Below are 23,317 nucleotides of genomic sequence, written 5' to 3'. Positions count from 1 at the left end.
AGATTTTAAGGATTAGAAAACTAAAAAGTCGAGAAATTGAGCTGACTATACAAGTATTTAAGGGATTTACTTTTCCATGCCTTAATCAAACGTACTTTGTTCAGACAGCTCTGGAAAATCAGAATTAATTTCCTTTTTAGTCATTCCGTTTGCCGACCAGTTTAAAACATACGATACTGAAATTCTAGTACCGATGAAAATTGGTTTTCCAAAACGTTTGCCGGAATTGATTTCGATGTATTTACTGAAATACATCTCTAAATACCTCAAAATCAGACAACAGTGTCAACGAAAATGCCTTATATGTTGTATGAAACTTATCAGTAAACTACATCCTAGCTACAGTCATCCCTCCATCCACTACTAGCACCTGACCTGTAGAATAAGGCAAATCTCCTCTGACCAAAGCAGCCACTACCTTTCCAATGTCCTCTGGAAATCCCATTCTTGGCTCAAGAGTCATCCCATTTTTCACGCCTTCATGATATTTTTCTCTCACTTTTTCGATCATATCTGTCTCGATTACGCCTGGGCGAATCTCATAAACTGGAATTCCAAATTCTGCCATTTTCACTGCCATCACTTGCGAAAGCATAGAAAGTGCAGCTTTGGACATGCAGTAAGAAGCACGGATAGATGAGGCAACGGTCGAGGAAATGGAAGTAATATTCACGATGGATATCTCTGACTCTGGCGTTGCTCTCTTCAGTTCTGCCATCCATTTTGCGATAGCCTGAGTCAGGAAAAAAGTGCCTTTCATATTAATGTCCATCAGCTGGTCAAAGTCCTCTTCGGAAATATCGAAAACGTCATTTCGAGTTCGGGGAGCTACGCCGGCATTATTGATGAGTACATCGATTTTGCCAAACTTTGCGATCATACCCGAAACGATCGCCTCCCGGTCTTCAGCGGACGCGATATTTCCTTGCAGATATTCTACCCGCACTCCGAAGGATCTTAATTCTTCCAACGCCGCCCTGGCACTGGACTCTTCGCGCACTCCATTGATGGCTAGGTTGAAGCCTTCCTCGGCCAGTTTCCTGGCGATTCCCATACCTATTCCACGGCTTCCGCCTGTGACTAATGCTACTCGACTCATGTTGCTTTGAGGGTTTTAAGAGTTTCGTGGATTTCCATTTTTTTGTAAAAAGGATCTAAAGGAAAACAACCTGAAATCATTCCATTTCTAGGTGCAGTGGTGCAATCTGAAAACGTACGACAGATTTTTGCTCGCTTCATCGGAGTTCCTTCTAAGACATCAGCTGGCAATTCAGGATAGCTGAGCACCATTCTTCCTAGGCCGATAGAATCTGCTTTTCCCTCATTCAATACATTCTGAGCCACATTTGGTAGCCACTCTTGAAGGTAGGAATAGGCAGATCCCACGACGTAGAAATTAGGAAAAGCTTTTTTGACCTCCGCTACCGCTGCTATCTGGCGGGCTACTCCTTGGAGTGGATCTTCCGGGGGCATGTAGCCATCAGACGGGGGAAAAAGAGCTGGGCGTTGGATGTGAGGATTGTAATAAGGACTACCGGCTGTAGTGCAAAGCAGTTCTATGTCGAGGTTTTCCAGTTCCCTGAGAAATTGAAATGACTCGCTGAGATCTTCTCCATGACCTGAATCATTTCCGCCAAAAGCATAGTTGTATGCACCTTCTGTGGCTGGAATTCCCGTTCCCTCTGGGCCCTGCTTGAAAGGCATCCAATCGAAAATACTCATGCGAACTCCTATGTCTAAGCCCGGTGCTTCTGCTCTGATTCCAGCTACGATCTCCCGGATAAAGCGGGTTCGGTTTTCTAAAGACTTACCATAAATCCCTTCCCGATCATAAGCGCTCAAGAATTCATGGCCCAAATACCCATGGCAATGCTTGATGTCCACGAATTTGAAACCGGTTTTTTGCGCCCGTACGGCAGCGATGACATAGGCATCGATCAGTTCAGAAATTTCTCCATCAGTCATCAGCGGGTAATCCTCCGCCAAGCCGAATTTCTTATTTAGAATGGGATGGGAATATAAGATCTTCGGCTCCATCTGGGTTTTGCTATTCGGCTTGCAAAATCTGCCGGAGTGAGTTAGTTGTAGCCCAGTGAATAAGTCAGAACTATCGCCAAAAGCTGCTTTATGCTCAGATTCAACCATTTGATAGAGTTTTTCAAAATCCCCGAGATTTTGCTCATTGATCATGAGCTGATTAGGATTGGCTCTTCCTGCCGGCTGCACGGCTACGGCTTCGCAGCCCCAGAGTAATTTGGCACCAGAAATGGCAAAGTTCTTCCAGCGTCTTTGGGTGAGTTCGGTGGGTTTGCCATCAGTTGTCCCATCCCAGCCTTCCATAGGCAGGATGCAGAAAGCATTTCCAATCTGGTTTCCGGATCTGAGCTGATGCGTTTTCGTAAAAGGGGATTCTTTTCCCAGCGATAGCTTTTCATCAAAAGCTAGGTCAATTCCTTCCTTGTCCAGGTGCTCACGGAAAATTTCGGCGGTTTTTAACTGTGCCACTCTTGGAAACTGCGGCTTGTATTTTCCTAGACTCATTGGCTTACACAGTTATAAAAGCTGTAATAGTTTTCTCCTTTTTGCATTCGCTGAAGAAGCAAAGCCAGTTCCCGGGCATGATAGTCTCCCCACATACACGATTCTCCATGGGGAGCTCTATCCGGATCTGGGCGATAATCCCAGCCATTGGGTTGATGATAGATTGCATGCAAAATCAAGCCCTGATGGGTTGGGTCGGTGGATAGATAGGGTTCTGAGAAAAGATTCTGAGCTATCTGAATTCCAGCCTTGATGTATTTTTCTGATCGTTCAGGATCTGAGTTTTTCATCCAATTCCCGATCCTAATCAATCCTTGAGCAGTAATGCAGGCCGCGGATGAATCGATCGGCTCGTGAGCATTGTAAGGATCTGATTTTTCGTTGAGGTAATCTCCCATTTTAGACAAGCCTGGAGCTCCGGTATCCCAGTAGGGAACGCCATCTGTAGGAGTGTTTTTGAGGTAAAATTCAGAAGTTGCGATGGCAGCTTTGGTGAGCTCATGGATAAAGTCAGCTTTAGAAATAACTGATGAATAATCACTCTCTTCGATTTGATCGAGGATTTCCAGTGTTTCTCCGATTCCGCAAATCGCCCAAGCTAAGCCACGTGTCCACGTACTAAAACCGGTGTAACCTTGCTGTGAGTTTGGACAGCGATAGTTGCCGTCGTTAGTGTTGAAGATAATTTCGTGTGCTGTTCTTCCAGAAACATCGTAGGTATCACGGCCTTCGCCATAGAAGATGGAGTAGCGAAGTGTCGATAAAATATGCTGAACAGCCCGTTGAATCAGAGAGATTCGTTTGTCGTTTTCTCCCTGTAAAACATGTCCTAATCCATGCGAAACTACCAAAGCTCTACATGAGCGAATCGTATCTACAAATAAGGAATGAGGTCCATTGAAGGAATATATAAAACCTCCGGATTGAGTAGGTGTCCAGCGCATCGCCTGCACCGCTCCACTCACTTTGAGCGCTAGTTCGTAGAAGTTTTTCTCCCAGTCTGTACCAATTATTTTCCCTTCCTTGATCAATCGAAGTAAATTTCCGTAGGTGCTCACATTGTTGAATCCATGGTCGTGGACGCCAGTGTGTGTGAGGTGTGGAGCCATTTTATTTAGCGTGCTGTCTCTACCAATTTTCAGAAATTGCTCGTCGCCGGTGGCATCGAATTGAAGAATAGCAGCCCCATACTGGAATCCCTGCGTCCATTCTGTCCAACCTCGAGTCACGTACTTTCCACCTTCGGTGAAAACTGGCGCTCCATTTTTGGGGTCAAAAGACTTTTCTATCAGTAAGATTTTTTCTCCGGAAAGCTTCCAAAATCTAGCGAGAGGCTCTTCCAGTTGATTTATTGAAATGGTTGAATCAAGCTTCATGAGTTGTTTTATGGGTCAAATGATGACGGATCATCAAGGTAAAAGTGATAACAAATAGAATAATGTACATTAAGAAATCTAATGGATAGCCTGCGATGATCGTAGGGACTATGCCCACCAGTGATGACACGAAAGTGATTAAAGCGAAAGTAGAAAGCCAGATCAGTTCCTTCGGAGGATTTTTAAAAATCACCGCTCCCAACACCACAGGAGCGATCATGGATGTGCCGGCAAAACTCACCCTTGCCAGCAACACCAATTCGTCACTCATGTAGGTGGAAAATACCAAAACGATGAGTGAAAATACCAGAATTGAAATCTTGGTGACACGCATATTGGATTTATCCGAACCGGAAAGTAGCGAGCGTAATTCTGTGCCAAGTGCGAAAATCTGTGCATTGGTGGTAGAAAGACAGGCTGCGAATAAGCCTACTACGGCGAGTGCCGCTACTGGAACTGCCTGATCAAAGAGCAGTGCATTGGTGAGGAAGTCAGCTGTACTCGCATCAGGATATTTGATGGCACCATAGAGCCCTATGAATGCCGTAGGTAAAATCACCAAGATTGCAAATATCCCTACTGCATAAGCCATGCGATGTACGGATTTGAGATTTTTCATCACGACTAAGCGAGTAGTGAACTGCGGCTGAGAAACTGGGATAAGGACAATTGCAATGGCAGAAGCGATGAGAAATGGTGAAGTAAATAAGCCTTTAGGTCCAGGAAGTGTAAGCAAATCTGGATTGCTGGAAGAGACGGTAGCCAAACCAGCCTCTAGGCCGCCACTCATTTGCAGGCAAGTCACTCCGATGATCCAGATCACCGTGAGCATGATTACACCTTGGATCGCATCGCTATATACGATCGCTTTTAGCCCACCAATCTCAGAATAAATCAGCATGATGAACACCAGAAGTGCCGACCAAGACCAGGAGGGTAGGAAGTCTGGGAAAGCGGCATCTAAGAAAATCGAGATCCCGCGGATTTGAATTGCTACGTAAGGAATTAAAAAGAGGAATGCACTGGCGAATACCAAGTATCCTGCGAAGGAATTTCCATAGCAGGACTTCATCAGTCCGGCTACTCCTTTGTACCCGTTAATTGAGGCTCTTTTTCGCAAAGCGTATCCAAACCAAATCAGGAAAAATACCATCAACGCATCCGAAAAGGCTAAGAAAACCCAGGCACCAACTCCGTGGGAGCGGAAGAAATCCGGCATGCCCATGAAGGTAAATGCCGAGAATAAGGCAGCCGAAAATGTCAGAAAGCCGAGGATCGTCCCGATGTTTGATCCTGCGAAAATGAAATCGTCTGAGGTTCTTTCTTTACTGTACGAGCGGTAGGAGGCATAGCCTAGCATGGCTAGGAATAGCGTGAAAAAGAAAATTAACCATCCTATCATGGCTTCTTCGGATCTTCAAATGGGAAAAATTTGGAGCCTAAAAACGTGGCAAATACAACCAAGCAGGTGACAAGAAATCCGGTCCAAAAGACAAAGGGTATTCCAGCTAAAGTAGGGTCTAGTTTGTTTTCTCTGAATAGAAGCAGAAATGCACCGATAGTCAGGAGAATAACTAGCAGCACCAGGGTTTTCCATTGTTTGGATTGCATGAGAACAGGTTAAGGTTATTTTGGATAAGTTGGGTTTCGCCTAAAAATCGATTTTAGATTGGCTTAAAATAGCAATTATCTTCTTTAATTCTAACCTGTGCTTGTGCTAGCATGGGGATTTTGTTACGAAATGGATTGCATGTGGAAGGGCGACTTTTGTGAGTGGTAAATTTTGTAAATAGTAAGTAGTGAGAAGTAGCAGGTGAAAAGTAATAGGTATTTGCAGAGGAAAAATCGGATGCCATTGTAATACACACCTACCGATCTTTTATATTCTAGCACTAATGACAACTTTTTACTTCTCACTTTTCACAGCATACTTTCTATAATCCTAAGCCTTCTCTATACTCACTCTGACTGACTTTGAAATCGGAGTATTGCTTTTGTCAGCGTATTGGTGGATTGGGATGAGGGGGTTAGTTTCTGGGAAATAAGCCGCAAGATTGCCTATTGGGATATTATATGGGATGACTAAAAACTGGAAAACCTTACGCACTTGCCCTTCATAATTGCTCATGATATTGACCACGTCCATTTTCTTGAGGTTCTCTTTGGCTATGTCCGCCTCATTCATAAAAAGAACCCTGCGCTCATTATGAATACCTCTATAGCGATCGTCTAGACCATAAATTGTCGTATTGAACTGATCGTGTGAGCGGATACTCATGAGCAGATATTCGTTTTCTTTCAGGTTGTGAATTGGAAGTTCAGTCATACTAAACTGTGCTCTTTGATTTGGGAGTTTGCTGAAATCAAGATCCCGCACATTATTAGGCAGGTAAAATCCCGAACCCTTCGACTTGGTGTTGATATCCTTGAAAGAAGCGATTACTTCACCCAGTTTTTCTCGAAGTAATTCGTAATCAGAACCAAGCTCATCCCAGTTTACCGAATGGTTTTCCTTAAAATAAGCTGAAGCTATCCCAGCTACTATCTCTGGCTCGCTTTTGATTTCCTTGGAAATAGGTGCAAGGAAACCCTTGGATTGATGGACGATTCCCATGCTGTTTTCTACCGTGAAATGTCGCTGTTCTCCATCTTTGACGTCCTTTTCTGATCTTCCCAGGGTGGGCAAAATCAAGGCAGTTTTCCCAGTGATCAAATGACTTCGGTTTAGCTTGGTACTGATCTGAACTGTCAAATCACAGTTTTGAAGTGCTTTGGCGGTGTATTCTGTATCTGAGGCTGCAGAGCCAAAATTTCCGCCTAGGGCTACGAAAACCTTAGCTTTACCTTCGTACATGGCAGGAATGGCTTTGACCACATCGACTCCTTCATGATCGGGAGCATCAAAGCCAAAAGTCTTTTTAATCGCTGCATTCAGTTCTTTGGATACGTAGTGCATGATGCCTACGGTTCGATCTCCTTGCACATTGCTATGGCCTCTCACAGGGCAGGTGCCTGCGCCGGGTTTACCTAGACTTCCTTTCAGAAGCAACAGATTGACGCATTCCTTGACATTTGCTACCCCATTTTTATGCTGGGTCAAACCCATCGCCCAGCAGATGATGATTTTATTTTTCTCGGCTAAAAGAGCTACTGCTTCGTCAATCAATTTCTCATCTACGCCACAGAGTTCTAGTAGCTCCTTTTCTGTATGCTTGTCCAGATGTGCCAAAAGTGATTCGTAGCCTTCGGTGTACTTCTCGATAAATTCATGGTCAAATACCTTCGAGTTTACTTTGTCCAAAGCAGCCAATTTTTTCTGAATCAGTTTAAGTAGAGCTACATCCTGATTGATTTTCACCTGAAGAAAAATGTCTGTCAATCCATGTCCATTCAGTAGCATTCCACTTAGTGCCTGAGGATTTCGAAAACGAATCAAACCAGCTTCCTGAAGAGGGTTAATACAGATGATTTTCCCGCCATTACTCTTGCATTTTTCCAGCGCAGAAAGCATTCTTGGATGATTCGTTCCTGGATTTTGACCTATGACTATCACCACTTCGGCTTTGTCAAAGTCTTCAAGTTTCACCGAGCCTTTTCCTATTCCTAGCGTTTCGGAAAGTCCAACTCCGCTGGATTCATGACACATATTGGAGCAGTCGGGCATATTGTTCGTGCCAAAAGCTCTGACGAAAAGTCCGTATAAAAATGCAGCTTCGTTGCTTGATCTGCCCGAAGTGTAGAAGATGGCTTCGTCAGGACTGGCCAGTGCATGCAGGTGATCTGAGATCACTCTAAATGCTTCTTCCCATGTGCATGCCTCATAATAATTGGAGTTAGGCTTGAGGATCATCGGAGCGACTAATCTTCCGCTTTTGCCAATTTTATAATCTGACCAACTGGAAATCTCCTGCACAGAATAGTTTGAGAAAAATTCTTCATCTACGATTTTGGAAGTGGCTTCTTCTGCCAGAGCCTTTGCACCATTTTCGCAGTATTCACCCAATTTAGATCGGTTTTCAGGATCTGGCCAAGCGCATCCCGGACAGTCGAAACCATCCTTTTGATTCATGTGGGAAAGTGTCTGGAAGGATTTAATGACTCCCATTTCCTTAAAGGTATGCTCAAGTGCCACTTTCACCCCCGTCAATCCCGCGGCATAAGCTGCTGGATCTTTCAGTGTTATTCCAGTAAACTCCTTGCAGCTTTGGGCTTGGATATTTTTGCGCGATGGTAAAGACATAGGTTGGTTTTTCTCTAGGCAATTTCTTAAAGTTAAAGAAATCTGGAGGTCCTACTATTGACAAACAAAAAAAGTGGATTTAGCTCTCGCCAAATCCACTTTTTAATCTATTCAATCACCTCTTAATTAGATGACTGTCACAAACTTCTCTTTTGGAGTTCGCACTTTTTTCATGTTAACTAACCAGTCGCCTTCTTCATTTCTGTAGCCAAGAGGCAAAACGATCACCGAGCGAAGTCCTTTTGATTTTAAATCCAAAATCTCATCCAGTGCCGCTGGATCAAAGCCTTCCATCGGAGTAGAATCTACTTCTTGCTCTGCAGCTGCTATGAGAGCAGTTCCCAGCGCAATGTAGGCTTGCTTTGCGGCATGAGTGAAGTTCTCTTCGGCAGTTTTAGCTCCATAATTTTTCAACAGCATAGTTCTATAGTCATCAGTCATAGAATCAGGGATATTTCTCTGCTCATTGTTGAATTTGAAGACAGCATTGATCCGCTCTTCCGTATAATTGTCCCAAGCTGCGAAAACAAGCACGTGCGAAGCATCCGTTATTTGGCTTTGATTCCAAGCGATAGGCTTGATTTTTTCTTTCACTTCCGGGTCAGTGATGACCAAAATCTCATAGGGTTGAAGTCCAGATGAGGAGGCAGAAAGTCTAATCGCTTCTAGAATGTAATCGACTTTTTCTTGAGGAACTGGTGTTCCATTCATTGATTTTGTGGCATATCGCCAATTCAAATTTTCTAAAACTTTCATAATGTGTTGGTTCAGTTTTCAAACTCCTGAGATGTTCATCTGGAGCTATAGATGCTAAACAATGCAAGCATACGAAAGTTCAATGTATAAGCAATAAATGTATATACATTACTATTTTACTCTAGTTATTTCTAAGCTTCCTGTTGGTGTTTAGTGAGTTGCAGAGTTGCTTTTTGCAAACAACTTTTTACCAAAATGAATAATCGCCCAAACCGCGAACCCTACGACTAAACCGACAAGGAATTCGGTGATGATAGCAGGGATGGCTGGGAACAGGTGATGCATAAAATCAATGTTGTGAACGAAAATTCCTCCCGAGACAAGCATCAAGGCAATCGTTCCGATGACTCCCATCGCTTTGATGATTTTGGGTAAAGCATTCACTAGAAGTAGTCCCACTTTGTCCGAAAAACTGTCTTTGCGTTCGTTCATAGCGATTAGTCTGTAGCCAAATTCATCCATACGCACGATTACAGCGACGATTCCATAGACTCCCACAGTAGCAAGTAAGGCAATAATCGTCACCACCATGATTTGTTCTAGTATGGGTTCTCCCACCACCGTACCCAAGGCTATAATCACGATTTCGACGGAAAGGATGAAGTCGGTGACAATTGCAGATTTGACCTTCTCTTTTTCCTTTGCAAGAACTTCCTCTTTCGTTAGCTCTTCTTCCAGATTGATTTGGTGGGCTGGTTTGTGTGGAAAAGCATATTCGTAGATCTTCTCCGCACCTTCATATGCCAGGTAAAGACCACCGATGATAAGGATAATCGTAACCGCTGCGGGGACAAAAGCGCTTAGTAAGAACGCAACGGGAAGTATGATTACTTTATTTAAAAATGAACCTTTGGTGATGGCCCACAAGACAGGGATTTCACGATCGGAGACAAATCCTGAGGCTTTCTCAGCATTCACTGCCAAATCATCACCTAATATCCCAGCTGTTTTTTTCGCTGCTACCTTACTCATCACCGCTACATCATCCATTAGAGTAGCGATATCATCAAGCAATGCAAATAATCCTGAAGCCATTTCTTTTTATAAAAATTTTTAAAATATCCTTCCAATTGATAAGAATTGGAGGTGAAGATACTTTGCTCTAGCGATGCACACAAATGAATATTTCATGAGTGGAGAATTTGCTGGAGTGCATTATAATCTATTTAACTTGAGATTTAATACATGTTTTATACCAAAACTTCCATCATGAATAGAGTTGCTTTAGTTTTTTTACTCTTTACAGTTTTCCATGTTTCTGCTTTTTCGCAGACAGATTACTCCATCCCTGAGGAGGCACAGAGAATAGTTTTTTTGGGAAATAGCATCACATATTCCGGCCAATACATCAGCTATGTGGAGGCTTATTATAGGTTGAAACATCCACTTCGGGAATTGGAATGGATCAACGTTGGGTTGCCGAGTGAGACAGTTTCGGGTCTATCTGAGGAAAATCATGCGGGTGGAGCTTTTCCGAGGCCAGACCTTCACGAGCGGTTGAATCGGGTTTTTGAGCGGTTGAATCCTGACGTGGTTTTTGTGAATTATGGCATGAACGATGGAATTTATTTGCCTCTGGATGAGGGGAGATTTCAGAAATATAAGGATGGCATCAATTGGCTTCACGGTGAAATCATCGCAATTTCCGCTTACGCGATTTTTGTAACTCCGCCAGTATATGATCCGAAAAAAGGAGCTGCCTACGCCAATGTCCTGGACAATTATTCGGATTGGTTGCTGTCCAGAAGATATACAGCAGGTTGGAAAGTGATCGATATTCACTGGCCCATGCGCAACTACTTGGAGGATCAGCGCGCCTTGGACAGCGCATATTTTTTGGCAAAAGATGGGGTGCACCCTGGCGAAATCGGTCATTGGTTGATGGCTAAGGAGATCCTGTTGGCGCTGGGCGAGTCCGAGGTCAAAGATTTCAATGATATTCATGAGGCGTTAGCTGCATTTTCTCATGGAGAGGAAGTGCTGAGCTTGATTTCCAAGCGTCAAATGCTACTTAGAGACGCTTGGCTGACATCCACGGGGCATGTGCGACCGGGACTAGCTCCTGGAGTGGCGCTGGAAGAAGCGCAAGCACTGGCGAACGAAATTGAAAGTCAGCTTACCCAGTTGCTATTAAATAATTAAGGCTTATGGATGAGGTATAAGGGTTTTTATAGGTAGATTTTCTTTTGAGGAAAAGAGGCGAATTCAAGCTAAAGAATTGAAATCAAATTAAATTTGCCGGAAATAAAGAACTATCCAGACTTTGGATAGCTCGAAATAATACATTACCGCATGCCCTATTTGATCAGAAAGGCCAATTTTGATGACCTGACGTCTCTACTGGAAATGGCTAGAAGAGCATTTGTTCAAGCTTTTACCGAAGGAAATAAACCTGAAAACGTAAACGCCTACCTAGAGGAGGCATTCACTGAAGAGCAGTTTGCAGAAGAAATGGAAAATCCAGCTTCAGTATTTTTTCTACTTGAAGTAGATGGTGATCTCGCGGGCTATGCCAAGGTGAATTTTGTCCCTGCGCAGACAGATCTTCATGACAATTCTAGTTTGGAAGTAGCTCGATTATACCTGCTGGAGAATTATGTGGGGTCAGGTTACGGCAAGATCTTACTCACACATACCATCAATTTTGCTAAGCTGAATAAGAAAAAATACCTCTGGCTGGGTGTATGGGAAAAGAATACCCGAGCGATCAAATTCTATGAAAAGAATGGTCTGAACGTGTTTAGTTCGCATCCTTTTCAATTCGGTGATGAGTTGCAGACTGACTTCTTGATGCGGGTAAATTTCTAAAGGACACTAGCAGGTGGCTTTTCTGAAAAGTAATGTCTGATTACTCGCGAGGATTCCAGTTGCGTTTAATTCTTTGCTTATCTGATCGGAAGACCGATGACCAGACTTGCCTCAATTTTTAGGTTTGAGATTTCCTAAGTCATGTTTGCCTCTCTACTGGCAGTAAAGCTGATAGTTAGGAAATAAATTCTTCTAAATAAGCCTATGCTTTGGATCGGGCCTTCTTTTGCGAAGCAATAAACTCATCCAAATAACTGCTTCACCGCCGCAAGATCCTGCTGATGAGCCGTGACCACATCGATAGAATTAGGAGATTCGGCTTCTAAACATTGCTCGATCACTAGGTGGGGTTTGATGTTTTTAGCTTTTAATTGATGTGCAAATTCCGAATAATCAATATCCCCCTGCGCTGAGAAGGTTTCATCCCAGGTTCCGTCGGTCGATTGTCTAAGATGAAGCTCCACGATGCGATCTCCGTACATTTTCAGCATATCGAACACCGCGAGCTGAGAATTATCTGATCCGCGATAGACCCAGTGCGTATCAAAGCAAAAAGCGACATGCTCCGGCGAGGTGTTTTGCAAGGTGTGGTGAATCTCCCGAGCGCCCGCTCTTAGCTCCATGTCATGTGTGTGGTAAGCCAAGGTTATTCCTTTCTTCTTGAGCTCTTTTCCCAGCTTTTCCATAGCTTTTGATTGAGTAAGCAGCTGAGCATCAGATTTATTCACAGGATTGTTCCAATCGATCGGGCTTGGGTTGGTGACAAAAATCTTACAGCCAAAGGGTGCCGCCAAATCCGCTATTTTCAGGATATTTTGAATGGATTTATCTACTTCTGCATCTTCATGCAACACCGAATTGGCATAGAGGGAAGGCATGGAAATTCCATTCTTTTTCATTTCAGGAATCAGCTTTTGGAGATCTTCGGGCGTATCGATTCCAGGTTCGAATGCTTTGAGACCAGACATGGCATAACGTCTCATGTCCTCCTCCCAATTTTCGCCCCAGACTTTCCCTTCACGCTTGTAAAAAGTCTTCCAGTTGTAGCCATTGCTAGAGATGGTGGTTTCTTTGAGGTCAAGAATTTTGAAGTCAAAGCTCATGAGAAGGGGTAGGGCAGCCAGGAAATTTCTTCGTTGCATAGGTTTGATGATTAATTCGGTCCTAATATATGATTATCCGCACTAATGCCAGTCACCTTATATTCCTTGCTTATCTGATTGGAAGACCGATGACCGAAGCGGCCTCAATTCTTAAGTTTAACATTTGCTACATTGCTTATTCCACCTTACTGATAGAAATGCGGATAATCATATCCTAATAATATAAATTCTCAGGAAACAGTCCTACTACCGGGACTCTGGAAGATCATTGACTTCACACATCTGCTCGTATTGAATTTTTTTTAAAGCATGAAAAAAGGTGGTTTTTGAGACCACCTTTCGGATATATAAATAGGGCTTGTGAAAGAGATTACAACTCTCCCAGTTCGCCTCGTTCAGCCATTTTTTGCATCTTCTTATTAGCATAGATAGCTACTTCCACGCGTCTGTTTTGTTGACGACCGTCTTCTGTGTCATTAGAGGCAGTTGGTTGAACTTCACCATAAGCGGTGATTTCCATTCTTTTTTTAGCGATTCCATTGGACGTCAAGAAATCTTCTACGGAGTAAGCTCTTCTTCTAGACAAGTCCATATTGTAGTCTTCAGCACCAGTATTGTCGGTGTGACCTTCAATCAAAATATTTGTTTCTTCGTATTTTTTGAGGGTTTCAGCTAGCTCGGCTAGATTTTGCTTAGATATTTCACTCAGCTCAGATTTATCTACGTCAAACATTAGCCCGGAATCAAAGGTGATCTTGATTCCTTCACCTACTCTTTCCACTTCAGCACCTTCCAGATCTTCCTGCAATTCGTCGGCTGCTTTATCCATCTCATTTCCGATGACGGCTCCAGCCGATCCACCGATGGCAGAACCTATCAATACACCTATAGCAGTATTTCCATCTCCAGCTATTAATCCTCCTAGTGCTCCACCTGCCGCACCGCCTATTGCACCGCCTTTTACTGCGTTACTTGACTTACAACTCACGGCTCCCAGGCTTGTGGCGCAGATCATTGTTGCTATTAAAAATTTGTTGGTCGTTTTCATCTGTTCGTTTATTAAGATTTTAATTATTTAACCCGATTCCTCTCGGTGGGGATTACGAGCGAGTGATTGCTGCTCTATACCTATGAAGGCTTTGAGCTGCTCGATTCTATTATGTGTTGGAATGCTAATTTCAATTCTTGTACCATGTCGCTTATTTGTGAATGGAGGCTGTTTTTCGAATTTTTGACAGGGAAAATATTCCCGATAGTGCGGAGAATAGGGCAAAATGGGCGTGAGTATGACTGTATCTTGCTACTGCTCTGCCTCAATTTTTACCTTGTATTTAAAAGAGCATTTAGTGATGGCTGGATTGCTTGCCAAAACTGAAGCTGGTATTTTTGCAGAAAGGTACTATTATGACACGACTCTTCAAGCTGCTATTGATTGCGGCTTTAGTTTTTCCAATTTTCTCTTTTTCCCATGAGAAAAAAGAACCTATCGTTATCCTGATTTCTCTGGATGGCTTCCGATATGATTATGTGGAAAGATTTCAGCCTGAAAATCTAAGTAAGTTCATAGCCGATGGCGTGAAAGCGGAAAGTATGATGCCGTCCTTTCCCAGCAAGACCTTTCCAAATCACTACACCCTGGCGACGGGAATGAAGCCCGAGCATCACGGATTGGTGGACAATTCATTCTATGATCCCAAAAAAGACCAGACTTACGGGATAGGAAAAAAAGAGCTGGTGCAAGATGGTACCTGGTATGGAGGTACGCCACTCTGGGTTCTCGCCGAGCAGAATGATATGGTGGCAGCCAGTTATTTTTTCGTTGGATCGGAAGCGGCGGTGCAGGGTGTGAGGCCTAGCTATTATTACGATTACGATGGGAAGGTGAGCAATCTCACTCGCGTGACGGAAGTGTTCAAATGGCTGGAGTTGCCAGAAGAAAAACGTCCGAGGTTGATCACACTTTATTTTTCAGACATGGATGATATAGGTCACCGCTATGGTCCAAACAACGATGAGAAGCTGTCAGCGGGATTGGAAAAGCTGGATCGTCAACTCGGAGCATTATTCGAAGGCTTGAAAAGCTATGACCTAGATATCAATGTGATCTTGGTATCGGATCATGGTATGATGAATGTGAAGCCGGAGAATTACCTGAATTTGACCGAACTCACCAAGGATATTCCCGCTAGAATAGTAAATAGTGGGGCTTTGGCACATGTGTATTTGGAAAATCAGCAGGATAAGGAACGGGTTATCCGGCAACTGGAGGCGTCTAAACTCCCGATTCACGTGACTGATGTGGATGATAAGGAAAATTATCAGGACTTGATGTATAAGGATAAGATTGGAGATATTCTGATTATTCCTGATCGAGATTACTACCTCTCATGGGAAACAACTCTGATGAGAATGAGGGAAAATTTGGATCGATTGGACACGAAGATTTTTGGAGAGCATGGCTATAGCCCAGCTTACAAGGACATGCATGCGATCTTTTATGCCAATGGCCCGGCTTTTCAAGCAGGGTTGGAAATTGAAACTTTTCAGAATATCCACGTGTATCCATTGATATGTAAGATCCTAGGACTTCCTATTCCTGATGATATCGACGGGAAGTTGGAAGTGCTGGAGCCAATTTTAAAATAAAGTGAAATGGATAAGATTGATATAAGTTCGAGGAAGGAAGTTGATTTTTTAGTCCGGAGATTTTATGATCAAATCCGCCAGCACGATACGCTAGGACCGATTTTCAATGGAGTAATAAAAGATTGGGACACACACCTGGTTCATCTGAGTGATTTTTGGGAAATGATCCTCTTACAGTCTGGTCCTGGTGCTGGCAAGTTTAATCCAGTTCGAGTTCATCGTGAGGTGGACGCAGCTGTGGATAATAGCATAGAGCAGGCACACTTTGGGAATTGGCTGGAGCTCTGGTTTGAAACTTTAGATAAGTACTTCGAGGGTGAAAATGCCAACTATGCTAAGGAACATGCACGGAGAATGGCACACATGCTTTTTATGCGGATTTGGGAAGCTAGGGTGAGGTGATTTTTAGTTTTCAGTAGCAGTAATCAATCAAAGATTTTGGTCCAAGCCCGATATGGGGACCGATGGTGAATTGAATTCATAGACTTTCCAATCATACTAAACTTGCTTAAAATGAAGAGTTTGTCCCAGCGGGACAACTGGTTTGTAGCTTATTGAGTGTCGTTTATTTCCTCGTTCCATAAGAACGAATGGTGAGTCATATCACCAGACATTTCTAGGGAACTATTTAGCTATAGTCATCAAACTTATGTTTTTTGAAATATAGTTTTCAGCCACATAAAATTGTAAAAAGTAAAAAATGAGAGGTGATAGGTGCGCAGATTCTTGTTAGTTTAAGGGTGCTTTAACTTTATCCCAAACTCATGAAAAAACTTTCTTTACTGTTGCTTTTTGTCCTAGTCACTTTTTTCACCCAAAGCCAAACCATCCATCTTTTCGATGGAAAAAGCCTGGATGGCTGGTACATGGACGTACCGGATTTGGAAGCTGATAGCTCGTTACGCATTCCTTTTATCATTCGGGATGGACTTTTGGTGAGTTTGGGTACTCCTCAGGGGCACTTGATCACAGAGAAGGAATATGATAATTACACCCTAGAACTTGATTATCGATTTGTCGGTGAGCCAGGTAATTGCGGAATTCTGGTTCATGCTTCCGCGCCTCGGGCCTTGTACGATATGTTTCCCAAGTCGATAGAAGTGCAGCTGATGCATAGCAATGCGGGGGATTTCTGGTGTATCGAGCAAAACATCGAAGTGGAAGGTATGGAAGCCAGACGCGGCCCGAAGGAAAACTGGGGAGTAAATGGCAACAAAGAAAGAAGAATCAAGAATCTTACTGACGACTCCGAGAAGCCACTTGGCGAATGGAATCACATCAAAATCCGATGTAACGGAGATAAAATTACCGTCTGGTTAAATGGCGATTTGGTCAATGACGGATTCAATGCCACGGCTACCCGAGGGAAAATAGCCTTGCAGGCCGAGGGAGCAGAAGTGGAGTTCAAGAATGTGACGTTAACTGGACTTTAGTGTACAAGTTTTTAAAAGCAAGTAGATTTTATTTATTGAATAGCAAATTCGAGCTTGGAATGTTTACATTGGATTAGATCAATCAGAATGAGTTGAAAATCTGAGTTTTACTGATTTTTTAAGTTTAAATTTTAGGAATATGAAAAAGTACTTGTCCTTGGTTGGAACTTTGGTTTTTTTGTCCTTCGCCGCCTTTTCACAGCAAGAAAAATTGCTTTTTGATTCAGAGGAAATCCTGGAACTTACGATGAGTTTTTCTGTAAAAAAGCTGCGAAGTGAAACCAACGACTCCACCTTCATTGATTCCTTTCTGGGGTTCAGGAATTCAGCTGGTGTCCTTGATACCTTGGATGTGGAGCTCAGAGCGCGAGGCAATTTCCGCAAGGCCAATTGCTACTATCCGCCCATCCGTATGCGCTTGAAAAAGCAGGAAGGAAAAGGGAATTTGTTTGACGGGAGTAGAAATCTGAAAATCGTGTTTCCTTGTCAGAGAGGCAAAAATGCTGACGCTTATGTAGTGAAGGAGTTTTTGTGCTACAAACTGTATGAGCAAGTGAGTGATTACACTTTTCAGACCCGGATGATTCGAATTAATTTTTTCAATGAAGATGATAAAAAGGGTCAATCAGAGCAGCTGATAGGGTTCTTGATTGAGGACGATGATAAAGTGGCGGAGCGATTTGAAGGGGAAATTCTGGAAAATAAGAAGATAATAGGAGCAGTGTTGGAGGATTCGTCTGCGATCAGACACGACCTTTTTCAGTACATGATAGGCAATACCGATTGGTCTAGTATGTACCAGCACAATATGAAGATTTTGAAGCTCGATGAAAAAACAGTAGTTCCCTTGGCGTATGATTTTGATATGACGGGGATGGTTTTGCCACCCTATGCTCAGGTTTCCAATCTGGTAGCTATTAAGACAGTCAGTCAAAGATTGTATAGAGGTTTTTGCAGGGATGAAGCCATGATGCAGGCTATTCGGGAGGAGTTTATGGAGAAAGAAGAAGCCCTCTTTTCAGAAATAGCAGATCTTGAACCCTTGGTGCCCGGATACGAAATCAAATTTATGACTAATTACCTGAAGGAATTCTACGAAATTCTGAGGGACGATAAGCGATTTGAAAACAATATATTGGCTGCCTGTAGAACTACAGAGTGATTTTTTAAGTGATTAGCCTATAGTGACTTTGGAGCTTAATTTTTTAGTCTCCTGCTTTATTTTTCTTAAATCAAGCTGATTACCTTATGTTGTACGATGGTTGCATAAAATATAACCTACACAATGGCTTGGAAAAAAGAAAAAACAGAGGAACAACTCGAGGCTGAAAAGCAACGGGATATAGACAAGGAGCTAAGGAGGTCTGATTCTAAGGGTAAAGACACAGCCAAAACGCATGGAGAAATCCTGCGCGAACAAATTAACCATGCTAAGGATACCTATGATAAGAGTGCCCAAAGTATTTTTACAAGTTCTCTGACCGCAGGTCTGGAGATTGGATTTAGCTACCTGCTGATCTGTACTCTTTATTTTTTTCTGATAGATAAGGTGGATGATAGTTCACTGATCCGAATTGTGGCTTTGGTGTATCCTTTAGGTTTTATTTTGGTGGTTTTGGGGCAAAGTATCTTGTTCACCGAGCAGACAGCGTTGCTTACACTACCGGTGTTAAATAAAAAGCAAACTATAGGTAGCATGCTCAAGTTATGGGGCATTGTCATCGTGGGCAATCTCATAGGCGGATACATAATCGCTGGTATTTTGCTATGGTTAGGGCCACATTTGGGGATTTTCACGATTGATGTGGTGGTCGCTATTGCAGAGCATGTACTACATCCGCCTACCACCGTCGTGTTTGTAAGTGCGATTGTCGCCGGTTGGCTGATGGGCTTGCTTTCCTGGCTGTTGGCTTCTTCTCGGGATACGATCAGCAGAATCGTGATGATTTTTATGATTACAGCGGTGATGTCATTCACAGGTCTGCATCACAGTATTATTGGTAGTGTGGAGGTATTTTCTGGCATGCTGAGTTCTCCGGATATATCGCTGTGGGATTATGTTTCCTTCCAAAGTACCGCCTTATTGGGCAATGCTTTTGGAGGAGCGATCTTTGTGGCCTTGCTGAAGTATAGAGCTTTTGTGTTCAATATTATTTCGAAGTATTGATCGTTTGTCTGTGCTCTTTCTGCTAGGGTAGTGGATCAAATCCCTGAATAGCTCCCACGGTGGTTCACTTCTGCAATCCAGCAGTCAATCTCCAGTATTCAAAAAAAGCTTTACTGCTTCCAAAAGCTCTTATATCTCCAGCTGCAGTCTTTTTTTGATTTTAAGGGTTGAGCTGACATTGTGAAAGATGTGATAGATCTGTTTAGAAATTCAGGATATTGGTCTGTGCATTTATAACGGTCTCAGCTTTAAAATCCTCCTGTAGTTGTAAGATACTATCGTTTTCAGCCTTGATTACTGAGGTAAAAAGCTCCAAAATTCATGCGTGTTGTGCTACTTTCTATGTTGTGAGTAAACACAATTTTCAAAACTTATTTTTATTAAGATTTTTTCTAAATAGTTCTTGTTTCGAATTATTCTGCCTAGTACGTTTGTGTTATTATTTGAAGTTAATCTAAATAAAAACACAAACAATGCGAGTAGTTTACCTCAGTAGTATCCTCTACTTTTTGGCTTTGAATATGTCTTTTGCGCAGCAAAATGCTGTTCAGGGTAAGGTTCTGGATCAAAATCAACAGCCAATAGCAGGAGCATCTATCACCTTGGAAGGAACAGTACGAGGTGTGCAATCAGACAAAAATGGGAATTATCAACTGAAGGATTTGCCTAAAGGAAGCTATGAGCTCAAGGCAAGTTTGATTGGTTTTAAGCCCCAAACTATAGCGTTTTCCATTGGTAAAGAGGAAGTGAAGACATTTGACATGACGTTGGAGGAGGATGCGATCTGGATGGAGTCCTTCGAAGTCATGGCGAGCAGAGGGATGAATGGTCAAGGCCGGCTTCCTGAAGTAGAGGATTTTCGAATCAACGCCGGAAGAAAAAGTGAAGTGATCCGGTTGGGAGAAATCGATGCTAACCTGGCTATGAATAACAGTCGTCAAATCTTTGGGCGTACGCCGGGAATATCGATTTGGGAAAATGACGGTTCGGGTATTCAGCTTGGCGTGGCTTCCAGAGGTTTGAGTCCCAATCGCTCTTGGGAGTTCAATGTGCGAATGAATGGCTATGATATCACGCCAGACCCTATGGGCTACCCGGAAGCGTACTTCACTCCTCCGATGGAAGTGGTGGAAAACATTGAAATCATCCGAGGTGCATCGTCACTGCAGTATGGGCCGCAGTTTGGGGGGCTTATGAATTTTGTTTTGCGCAAGCCAGATCCATCCACCCGATTCACTGCTGAGACGATCAACACAGTCGGGAGCAATGGGCTTTTTAGCAGCTTCAATTATATCGGCGGCACGGAAGGTAAGTGGGACTATACGGCCTACTATCAAAAAAGAAGAGGGAATGGCTGGCGCGAAAATGGGTTTTTCAACACCGATCACGCACATTTGGAAGTGAATTATGCACTGAGTAATCGCTTGAAGATCGGGACGGAGATGACCTATATGACTACCAAAAGTCAGCAGCCAGGAGGATTGACTGATGCACAATTTGCTGAGGACCCAAGTCAAAGCACACGTTCCAGAAACTGGTTCAATACACCATGGTTCATCCCCTCCCTCAATGCGGATTATATTATCAGTCCGAAAACAAAGTTGAACTTCAAGGCCTTCGGCACCATTGCGGAGCGAAATAGCGTAGGCTTTGTGAATGCGATCACGGTGGAAGATGATCTTGGCAATCGGCAGGTAGATCGAGATATGTACCACACTATAGGTACTGAATTGCGATTGAGTACTGAGTATTCCTTACTAGGAAAGGAGCACAACTTAGTAGCAGGGTATAGATTCTACAAAGGAAATATTGACCGCAATCAGCGTGGAGTAGGAGATGCCGGTTCGGATATGGATTTTGATTTGGTAGAATCAAGCTATCCCCGAGATTTGGACTTTGTCAATACAAACCAAGCCGTATTTGTAGAAAACATGTTTAATGTCACAGAGAAATTCTTACTGACTGCAGGGTTGCGCGTAGAGCATATTTCTTCCACTATGGAGGGGATTCTAAACACAGTCAATGGCGTACCTCAGCTATTGACACCGGAGAATAGAACTCGAAATTTTGCCTTATTTGGCTTCGGTGCTGAGTATCACCTGACCAAAACTACCGAGCTGTACACGAATTTCTCACAGGCCTATCGACCTGTATTGATCTCTGACCTCACACCTCCGGCGACTACAGATCTAATCGACCCCAATCTGAAGGATGCCAGTGGCTACAATTTTGATTTGGGTTATAGAGGGAATATTGGATCCTTCCTGAATTTTGATGCGAGTTTCTTTTACCTGAACTATACCGATCGCATCGGGACGATTACCCAGACTGCAGCAGATGGTTCTCGATTTCAATTCCGTACTAATCTGGGGACCTCAGTCAGTCAGGGTGTGGAAGCATTTGTAGAGTTTGATCCGATCACTGCATTTATAGGGAATTCCACTGTGGGTTACATACATCTCTTTGCTTCGTTGGCTTATGTTAATGCCGAGTATCAGGACTTTCAGCGCACGACAGTAAGTGATGGTGAGATTGTAATCAGCAACTTAGCCGGAAATCAGGTTGAAAATGCCCCAAGAAAAATCAACCGCTACGGTGCGACTTACCGATTCAAAGACTTCTCCATGACTTGGCAGCTGAGCGATATTGGAGATGCATTTGCTGATGCGACCAATTCTGTAGAACCGAATGCGGCTGCAACCTCCGGATTGATACCATCCTATAGCGTGCAGGATCTATCCGCTGGCTATACTTACAAAAAGAAATACAGTATAAAATCGGGAGTTAATAATTTAACAAATGCCAGCTACTTTACCAGAAGAGCGGGTGGCTATCCAGGCCCTGGGATTATGCCAGCTGATGGAAGAACATTCTATTTGACCTTTGGGGTGAAAATTTGAAGCGATTTGCTTGAAGTTATTTAGATCGGCTAGGTATTAGCTATTCTATTTGAATAACAAAATTTTCTGGGTGAATCCATTAAAAAGAGAGGAGTTGTCTTGGTAGGCAATTCCTCTCTTTTTTGTCTGTAAATGAGGTGAATAGTTTAATCATTTTAAATGGGGTAGCTCTCTAGTCTTAAGACAAATTAACTTAGTCAATTAGTTTGGGATAATTATATTGGTGAATGAAAAGATTTTTACTTCTTTTTCTGATTGGCCCAGGCTTCTTTTCTTGTAGTGTAAAGGATCCGAATATTTCTAAAAATGCTGCTGACTTTAGGCTGGAAATAGTTGATTCGATGAGGATCGATTATCTAGGGAGTTTATGTAGAATTGAAAGTGCTTCTGTCACCCGACATCGGACATCAAGCTATCTCAACTTCACCAATGGATAATTCAACCCATTCACTTCATTTTTCATCACTTGGTATTTCTTCAAACTCTTAAAAAGCTCTGTCAGATTTCTAAATCCATAGGACCTTGGGTCAAAGCTTGGGTCAATTTTGCGGAGTGAAGCGCCGATTTTAGCAATGTGGATTGCCTCTTCTTCATCTGAAGAGATCTCAAAAGCCTTGTCAATTACTTCCAGATCTAGATCTTGATTTTCCTTCGCAGGGTTTTCCTTTTTGATTTCTTCCTCTACCACCACATTTTTTCGAGTAGAAGTCGCTTGACTTTTTGCAGGTTTTTTAGCTTCTGCCTTGTTATTTTCTTCCTTGGCTTGCGGGGATAGGTTCTCTGCATAGGTGAAAATTTCACAAGACTGCACAAAAGCTTTTGGCGTAATCCTACGTCCGATTCCCATCACAAACATGCCTTCCTCACGGATTCTTTTTGCCAAACCTGTATAATCAGAATCTGAGGAAACTATGCAAAAGCCGTCCACAGAGCCGCTATGAAGTATATCCATCGCATCGATGATCATGGAGCTATCCGTGGAATTTTTGCCAGTGGTGTAGGAGAATTTTTGGATGGGGCTGAAAGAATGAAGGTTGATCATTTCTTTCCAACTGTTCATGTGAGGAGTAGTCCAATCCCCGTAGATTCTACGGATAGTGGCCTTTCCGTATTTGGAAACCTCCTCGAGGATTTCTTTGATCAATTTTGCTTGTGCATTATCCCCGTCGATAAGGACGGCGATGTTGAATTTGTTGTTATTCATGTATAAAAATAGAATGTCGTAGCCGGTAAGTTAGCAATTAGTAAGCCGAGGATGGGGATTGGAGAAGAAAATTAAGGTAGTCCCAAGTTTTTCTTATCTCGCGGCGGCGCAACGACGCAACGAAGTCTGCTTAGCGATTGGGC

At 43.0% G+C, this 23,317-nt stretch carries 20 protein-coding genes; 8 read left to right on the top strand and 12 right to left on the bottom strand.

The genetic code is table 11. The features are described 5' to 3' along the window. Nucleotides 1–81 precede the first annotated feature (81 nt). The 9 genes from ABJH64_RS13470 to ABJH64_RS13430 form a co-directional block, all read right to left on the bottom strand. Nucleotides 82–255 (bottom strand): DUF433 domain-containing protein, encoded by a 174-nt coding sequence (locus ABJH64_RS13470; RefSeq protein WP_348273752.1) that lies wholly within the window; start codon nucleotides 253–255, stop codon nucleotides 82–84. Between the two features lie 73 nt (nucleotides 256–328). Then, nucleotides 329–1,099 (bottom strand): 3-ketoacyl-ACP reductase, encoded by a 771-nt coding sequence (locus tag ABJH64_RS13465; protein ID WP_348273753.1) that lies wholly within the window; start codon nucleotides 1,097–1,099, stop codon nucleotides 329–331. Next, on the bottom strand, nucleotides 1,096–2,541 hold the full coding sequence (locus ABJH64_RS13460; RefSeq protein ID WP_348273754.1) for an NADH:flavin oxidoreductase: 1,446 nt from the start codon (nucleotides 2,539–2,541) through the stop codon (nucleotides 1,096–1,098). The genes ABJH64_RS13465 and ABJH64_RS13460 overlap by 4 nt, the downstream gene beginning before the upstream one ends. Then, nucleotides 2,538–3,917 carry a glycosyl hydrolase gene (locus tag ABJH64_RS13455; protein ID WP_348273755.1) on the bottom strand — a complete coding sequence of 460 codons (1,380 nt, stop codon included), beginning with the start codon at nucleotides 3,915–3,917 and terminating at the stop codon, nucleotides 2,538–2,540. The genes ABJH64_RS13460 and ABJH64_RS13455 overlap by 4 nt, the downstream gene beginning before the upstream one ends. Continuing rightward, on the bottom strand, nucleotides 3,907–5,319 hold the full coding sequence (locus ABJH64_RS13450; protein ID WP_348273756.1) for a sodium:solute symporter family protein: 1,413 nt from the start codon (nucleotides 5,317–5,319) through the stop codon (nucleotides 3,907–3,909). The genes ABJH64_RS13455 and ABJH64_RS13450 overlap by 11 nt, the downstream gene beginning before the upstream one ends. Further along, on the bottom strand, nucleotides 5,316–5,528 hold the full coding sequence (locus ABJH64_RS13445; RefSeq protein WP_348273757.1) for a hypothetical protein: 213 nt from the start codon (nucleotides 5,526–5,528) through the stop codon (nucleotides 5,316–5,318). The genes ABJH64_RS13450 and ABJH64_RS13445 overlap by 4 nt, the downstream gene beginning before the upstream one ends. Nucleotides 5,529–5,859: 331 nt before the next feature. Beyond that, nucleotides 5,860–8,157, bottom strand: a complete 2,298-nt coding sequence (locus ABJH64_RS13440; protein ID WP_348273758.1) for an FdhF/YdeP family oxidoreductase — start codon at nucleotides 8,155–8,157, stop codon at nucleotides 5,860–5,862. 126 nt (nucleotides 8,158–8,283) lie between these two features. Beyond that, nucleotides 8,284–8,913 carry an NAD(P)H-dependent oxidoreductase gene (locus tag ABJH64_RS13435; protein WP_348273759.1) on the bottom strand — a complete coding sequence of 210 codons (630 nt, stop codon included), beginning with the start codon at nucleotides 8,911–8,913 and terminating at the stop codon, nucleotides 8,284–8,286. Nucleotides 8,914–9,063: 150 nt separating this feature from the next. After that, the gene (locus tag ABJH64_RS13430) at nucleotides 9,064–9,948 is read right to left on the bottom strand and encodes a DUF808 domain-containing protein (RefSeq protein WP_348273760.1); all 885 of its coding nucleotides are present in this window, start codon (nucleotides 9,946–9,948) and stop codon (nucleotides 9,064–9,066) included. A gap of 174 nt (nucleotides 9,949–10,122) precedes the next feature. Here ABJH64_RS13430 and ABJH64_RS13425 point away from each other — a divergent pair, with 174 nt between their 5' ends. Together ABJH64_RS13425 and ABJH64_RS13420 are read left to right on the top strand one after the other, a co-directional pair. Further along, nucleotides 10,123–11,055 (top strand): SGNH/GDSL hydrolase family protein, encoded by a 933-nt coding sequence (locus ABJH64_RS13425; RefSeq protein WP_348298998.1) that lies wholly within the window; start codon nucleotides 10,123–10,125, stop codon nucleotides 11,053–11,055. A 150-nt stretch (nucleotides 11,056–11,205) separates the two neighbouring features. After that, nucleotides 11,206–11,721 carry a GNAT family N-acetyltransferase gene (locus ABJH64_RS13420; protein WP_348273762.1) on the top strand — a complete coding sequence of 172 codons (516 nt, stop codon included), beginning with the start codon at nucleotides 11,206–11,208 and terminating at the stop codon, nucleotides 11,719–11,721. Between the two features lie 242 nt (nucleotides 11,722–11,963). On the opposite strand, the gene ABJH64_RS13415 is transcribed toward ABJH64_RS13420, so the two are convergent. After that, a complete protein-coding gene (locus tag ABJH64_RS13415) occupies nucleotides 11,964–12,863 on the bottom strand; it encodes a sugar phosphate isomerase/epimerase (protein WP_348273763.1) in 900 nt (299 codons plus the stop codon). 331 nt (nucleotides 12,864–13,194) lie between these two features. Beyond that, nucleotides 13,195–13,872 carry an OmpA family protein gene (locus tag ABJH64_RS13410; protein ID WP_348273764.1) on the bottom strand — a complete coding sequence of 226 codons (678 nt, stop codon included), beginning with the start codon at nucleotides 13,870–13,872 and terminating at the stop codon, nucleotides 13,195–13,197. A 356-nt stretch (nucleotides 13,873–14,228) separates the two neighbouring features. Between ABJH64_RS13410 and ABJH64_RS13405 the strand changes: the two genes are divergently transcribed. The 6 genes from ABJH64_RS13405 to ABJH64_RS13380 all read left to right on the top strand — a co-directional run bounded on the left by ABJH64_RS13405 (nucleotide 14,229) and on the right by ABJH64_RS13380 (nucleotide 21,970). Beyond that, the gene (locus ABJH64_RS13405) at nucleotides 14,229–15,470 is read left to right on the top strand and encodes an ectonucleotide pyrophosphatase/phosphodiesterase (protein WP_348273765.1); all 1,242 of its coding nucleotides are present in this window, start codon (nucleotides 14,229–14,231) and stop codon (nucleotides 15,468–15,470) included. A 6-nt stretch (nucleotides 15,471–15,476) separates the two neighbouring features. Continuing rightward, nucleotides 15,477–15,872, top strand: a complete 396-nt coding sequence (locus tag ABJH64_RS13400; RefSeq protein WP_348273766.1) for a group III truncated hemoglobin — start codon at nucleotides 15,477–15,479, stop codon at nucleotides 15,870–15,872. A gap of 362 nt (nucleotides 15,873–16,234) precedes the next feature. Beyond that, nucleotides 16,235–16,903, top strand: a complete 669-nt coding sequence (locus ABJH64_RS13395; protein WP_348273767.1) for a DUF1080 domain-containing protein — start codon at nucleotides 16,235–16,237, stop codon at nucleotides 16,901–16,903. A gap of 139 nt (nucleotides 16,904–17,042) precedes the next feature. Continuing rightward, a complete protein-coding gene (locus ABJH64_RS13390; RefSeq protein ID WP_348273768.1) occupies nucleotides 17,043–18,065 on the top strand; it encodes a hypothetical protein in 1,023 nt (340 codons plus the stop codon). Between the two features lie 123 nt (nucleotides 18,066–18,188). Further along, a complete protein-coding gene (locus tag ABJH64_RS13385) occupies nucleotides 18,189–19,070 on the top strand; it encodes a formate/nitrite transporter family protein (RefSeq protein ID WP_348273769.1) in 882 nt (293 codons plus the stop codon). A gap of 473 nt (nucleotides 19,071–19,543) precedes the next feature. Beyond that, nucleotides 19,544–21,970 carry a TonB-dependent receptor gene (locus tag ABJH64_RS13380; RefSeq protein ID WP_348273770.1) on the top strand — a complete coding sequence of 809 codons (2,427 nt, stop codon included), beginning with the start codon at nucleotides 19,544–19,546 and terminating at the stop codon, nucleotides 21,968–21,970. 412 nt (nucleotides 21,971–22,382) lie between these two features. Here the strand turns inward: ABJH64_RS13380 and ABJH64_RS13375 are convergent, their stop codons facing one another. Next, nucleotides 22,383–23,174 (bottom strand): NYN domain-containing protein, encoded by a 792-nt coding sequence (locus tag ABJH64_RS13375; protein ID WP_348273771.1) that lies wholly within the window; start codon nucleotides 23,172–23,174, stop codon nucleotides 22,383–22,385. Between the last annotated feature and the right edge of the window lie 143 nt (nucleotides 23,175–23,317).

The sequence above is a fragment of the Algoriphagus sp. genome (genome assembly GCF_039969895.1).
GTDB lineage: Bacteria > Bacteroidota > Bacteroidia > Cytophagales > Cyclobacteriaceae > Algoriphagus.
Note: the sequence above shows the minus strand (reverse complement) of the source record. Positions and strands in the feature narration are given on the sequence as shown.

Coding starts and splice junctions, on each gene's coding strand:
- ABJH64_RS13420 (WP_348273762.1), top strand. CDS start 11,206: ATGCCCTATTTGATCAGAAAGGCCAATTTTGATGACCTGACGTCTCTA.
- ABJH64_RS13380 (WP_348273770.1), top strand. CDS start 19,544: ATGCGAGTAGTTTACCTCAGTAGTATCCTCTACTTTTTGGCTTTGAAT.
- ABJH64_RS13460 (WP_348273754.1), bottom strand. CDS start 2,541: ATGAGTCTAGGAAAATACAAGCCGCAGTTTCCAAGAGTGGCACAGTTA.
- ABJH64_RS13465 (WP_348273753.1), bottom strand. CDS start 1,099: ATGAGTCGAGTAGCATTAGTCACAGGCGGAAGCCGTGGAATAGGTATG.
- ABJH64_RS13410 (WP_348273764.1), bottom strand. CDS start 13,872: ATGAAAACGACCAACAAATTTTTAATAGCAACAATGATCTGCGCCACA.
- ABJH64_RS13470 (WP_348273752.1), bottom strand. CDS start 255: ATGTATTTCAGTAAATACATCGAAATCAATTCCGGCAAACGTTTTGGA.
- ABJH64_RS13385 (WP_348273769.1), top strand. CDS start 18,189: ATGGCTTGGAAAAAAGAAAAAACAGAGGAACAACTCGAGGCTGAAAAG.
- ABJH64_RS13430 (WP_348273760.1), bottom strand. CDS start 9,948: ATGGCTTCAGGATTATTTGCATTGCTTGATGATATCGCTACTCTAATG.
- ABJH64_RS13395 (WP_348273767.1), top strand. CDS start 16,235: ATGAAAAAACTTTCTTTACTGTTGCTTTTTGTCCTAGTCACTTTTTTC.
- ABJH64_RS13405 (WP_348273765.1), top strand. CDS start 14,229: ATGACACGACTCTTCAAGCTGCTATTGATTGCGGCTTTAGTTTTTCCA.
- ABJH64_RS13450 (WP_348273756.1), bottom strand. CDS start 5,319: ATGATAGGATGGTTAATTTTCTTTTTCACGCTATTCCTAGCCATGCTA.
- ABJH64_RS13400 (WP_348273766.1), top strand. CDS start 15,477: ATGGATAAGATTGATATAAGTTCGAGGAAGGAAGTTGATTTTTTAGTC.
- ABJH64_RS13440 (WP_348273758.1), bottom strand. CDS start 8,157: ATGTCTTTACCATCGCGCAAAAATATCCAAGCCCAAAGCTGCAAGGAG.
- ABJH64_RS13435 (WP_348273759.1), bottom strand. CDS start 8,913: ATGAAAGTTTTAGAAAATTTGAATTGGCGATATGCCACAAAATCAATG.
- ABJH64_RS13375 (WP_348273771.1), bottom strand. CDS start 23,174: ATGAATAACAACAAATTCAACATCGCCGTCCTTATCGACGGGGATAAT.
- ABJH64_RS13415 (WP_348273763.1), bottom strand. CDS start 12,863: ATGCAACGAAGAAATTTCCTGGCTGCCCTACCCCTTCTCATGAGCTTT.
- ABJH64_RS13445 (WP_348273757.1), bottom strand. CDS start 5,528: ATGCAATCCAAACAATGGAAAACCCTGGTGCTGCTAGTTATTCTCCTG.
- ABJH64_RS13455 (WP_348273755.1), bottom strand. CDS start 3,917: ATGAAGCTTGATTCAACCATTTCAATAAATCAACTGGAAGAGCCTCTC.
- ABJH64_RS13390 (WP_348273768.1), top strand. CDS start 17,043: ATGAAAAAGTACTTGTCCTTGGTTGGAACTTTGGTTTTTTTGTCCTTC.
- ABJH64_RS13425 (WP_348298998.1), top strand. CDS start 10,123: ATGAATAGAGTTGCTTTAGTTTTTTTACTCTTTACAGTTTTCCATGTT.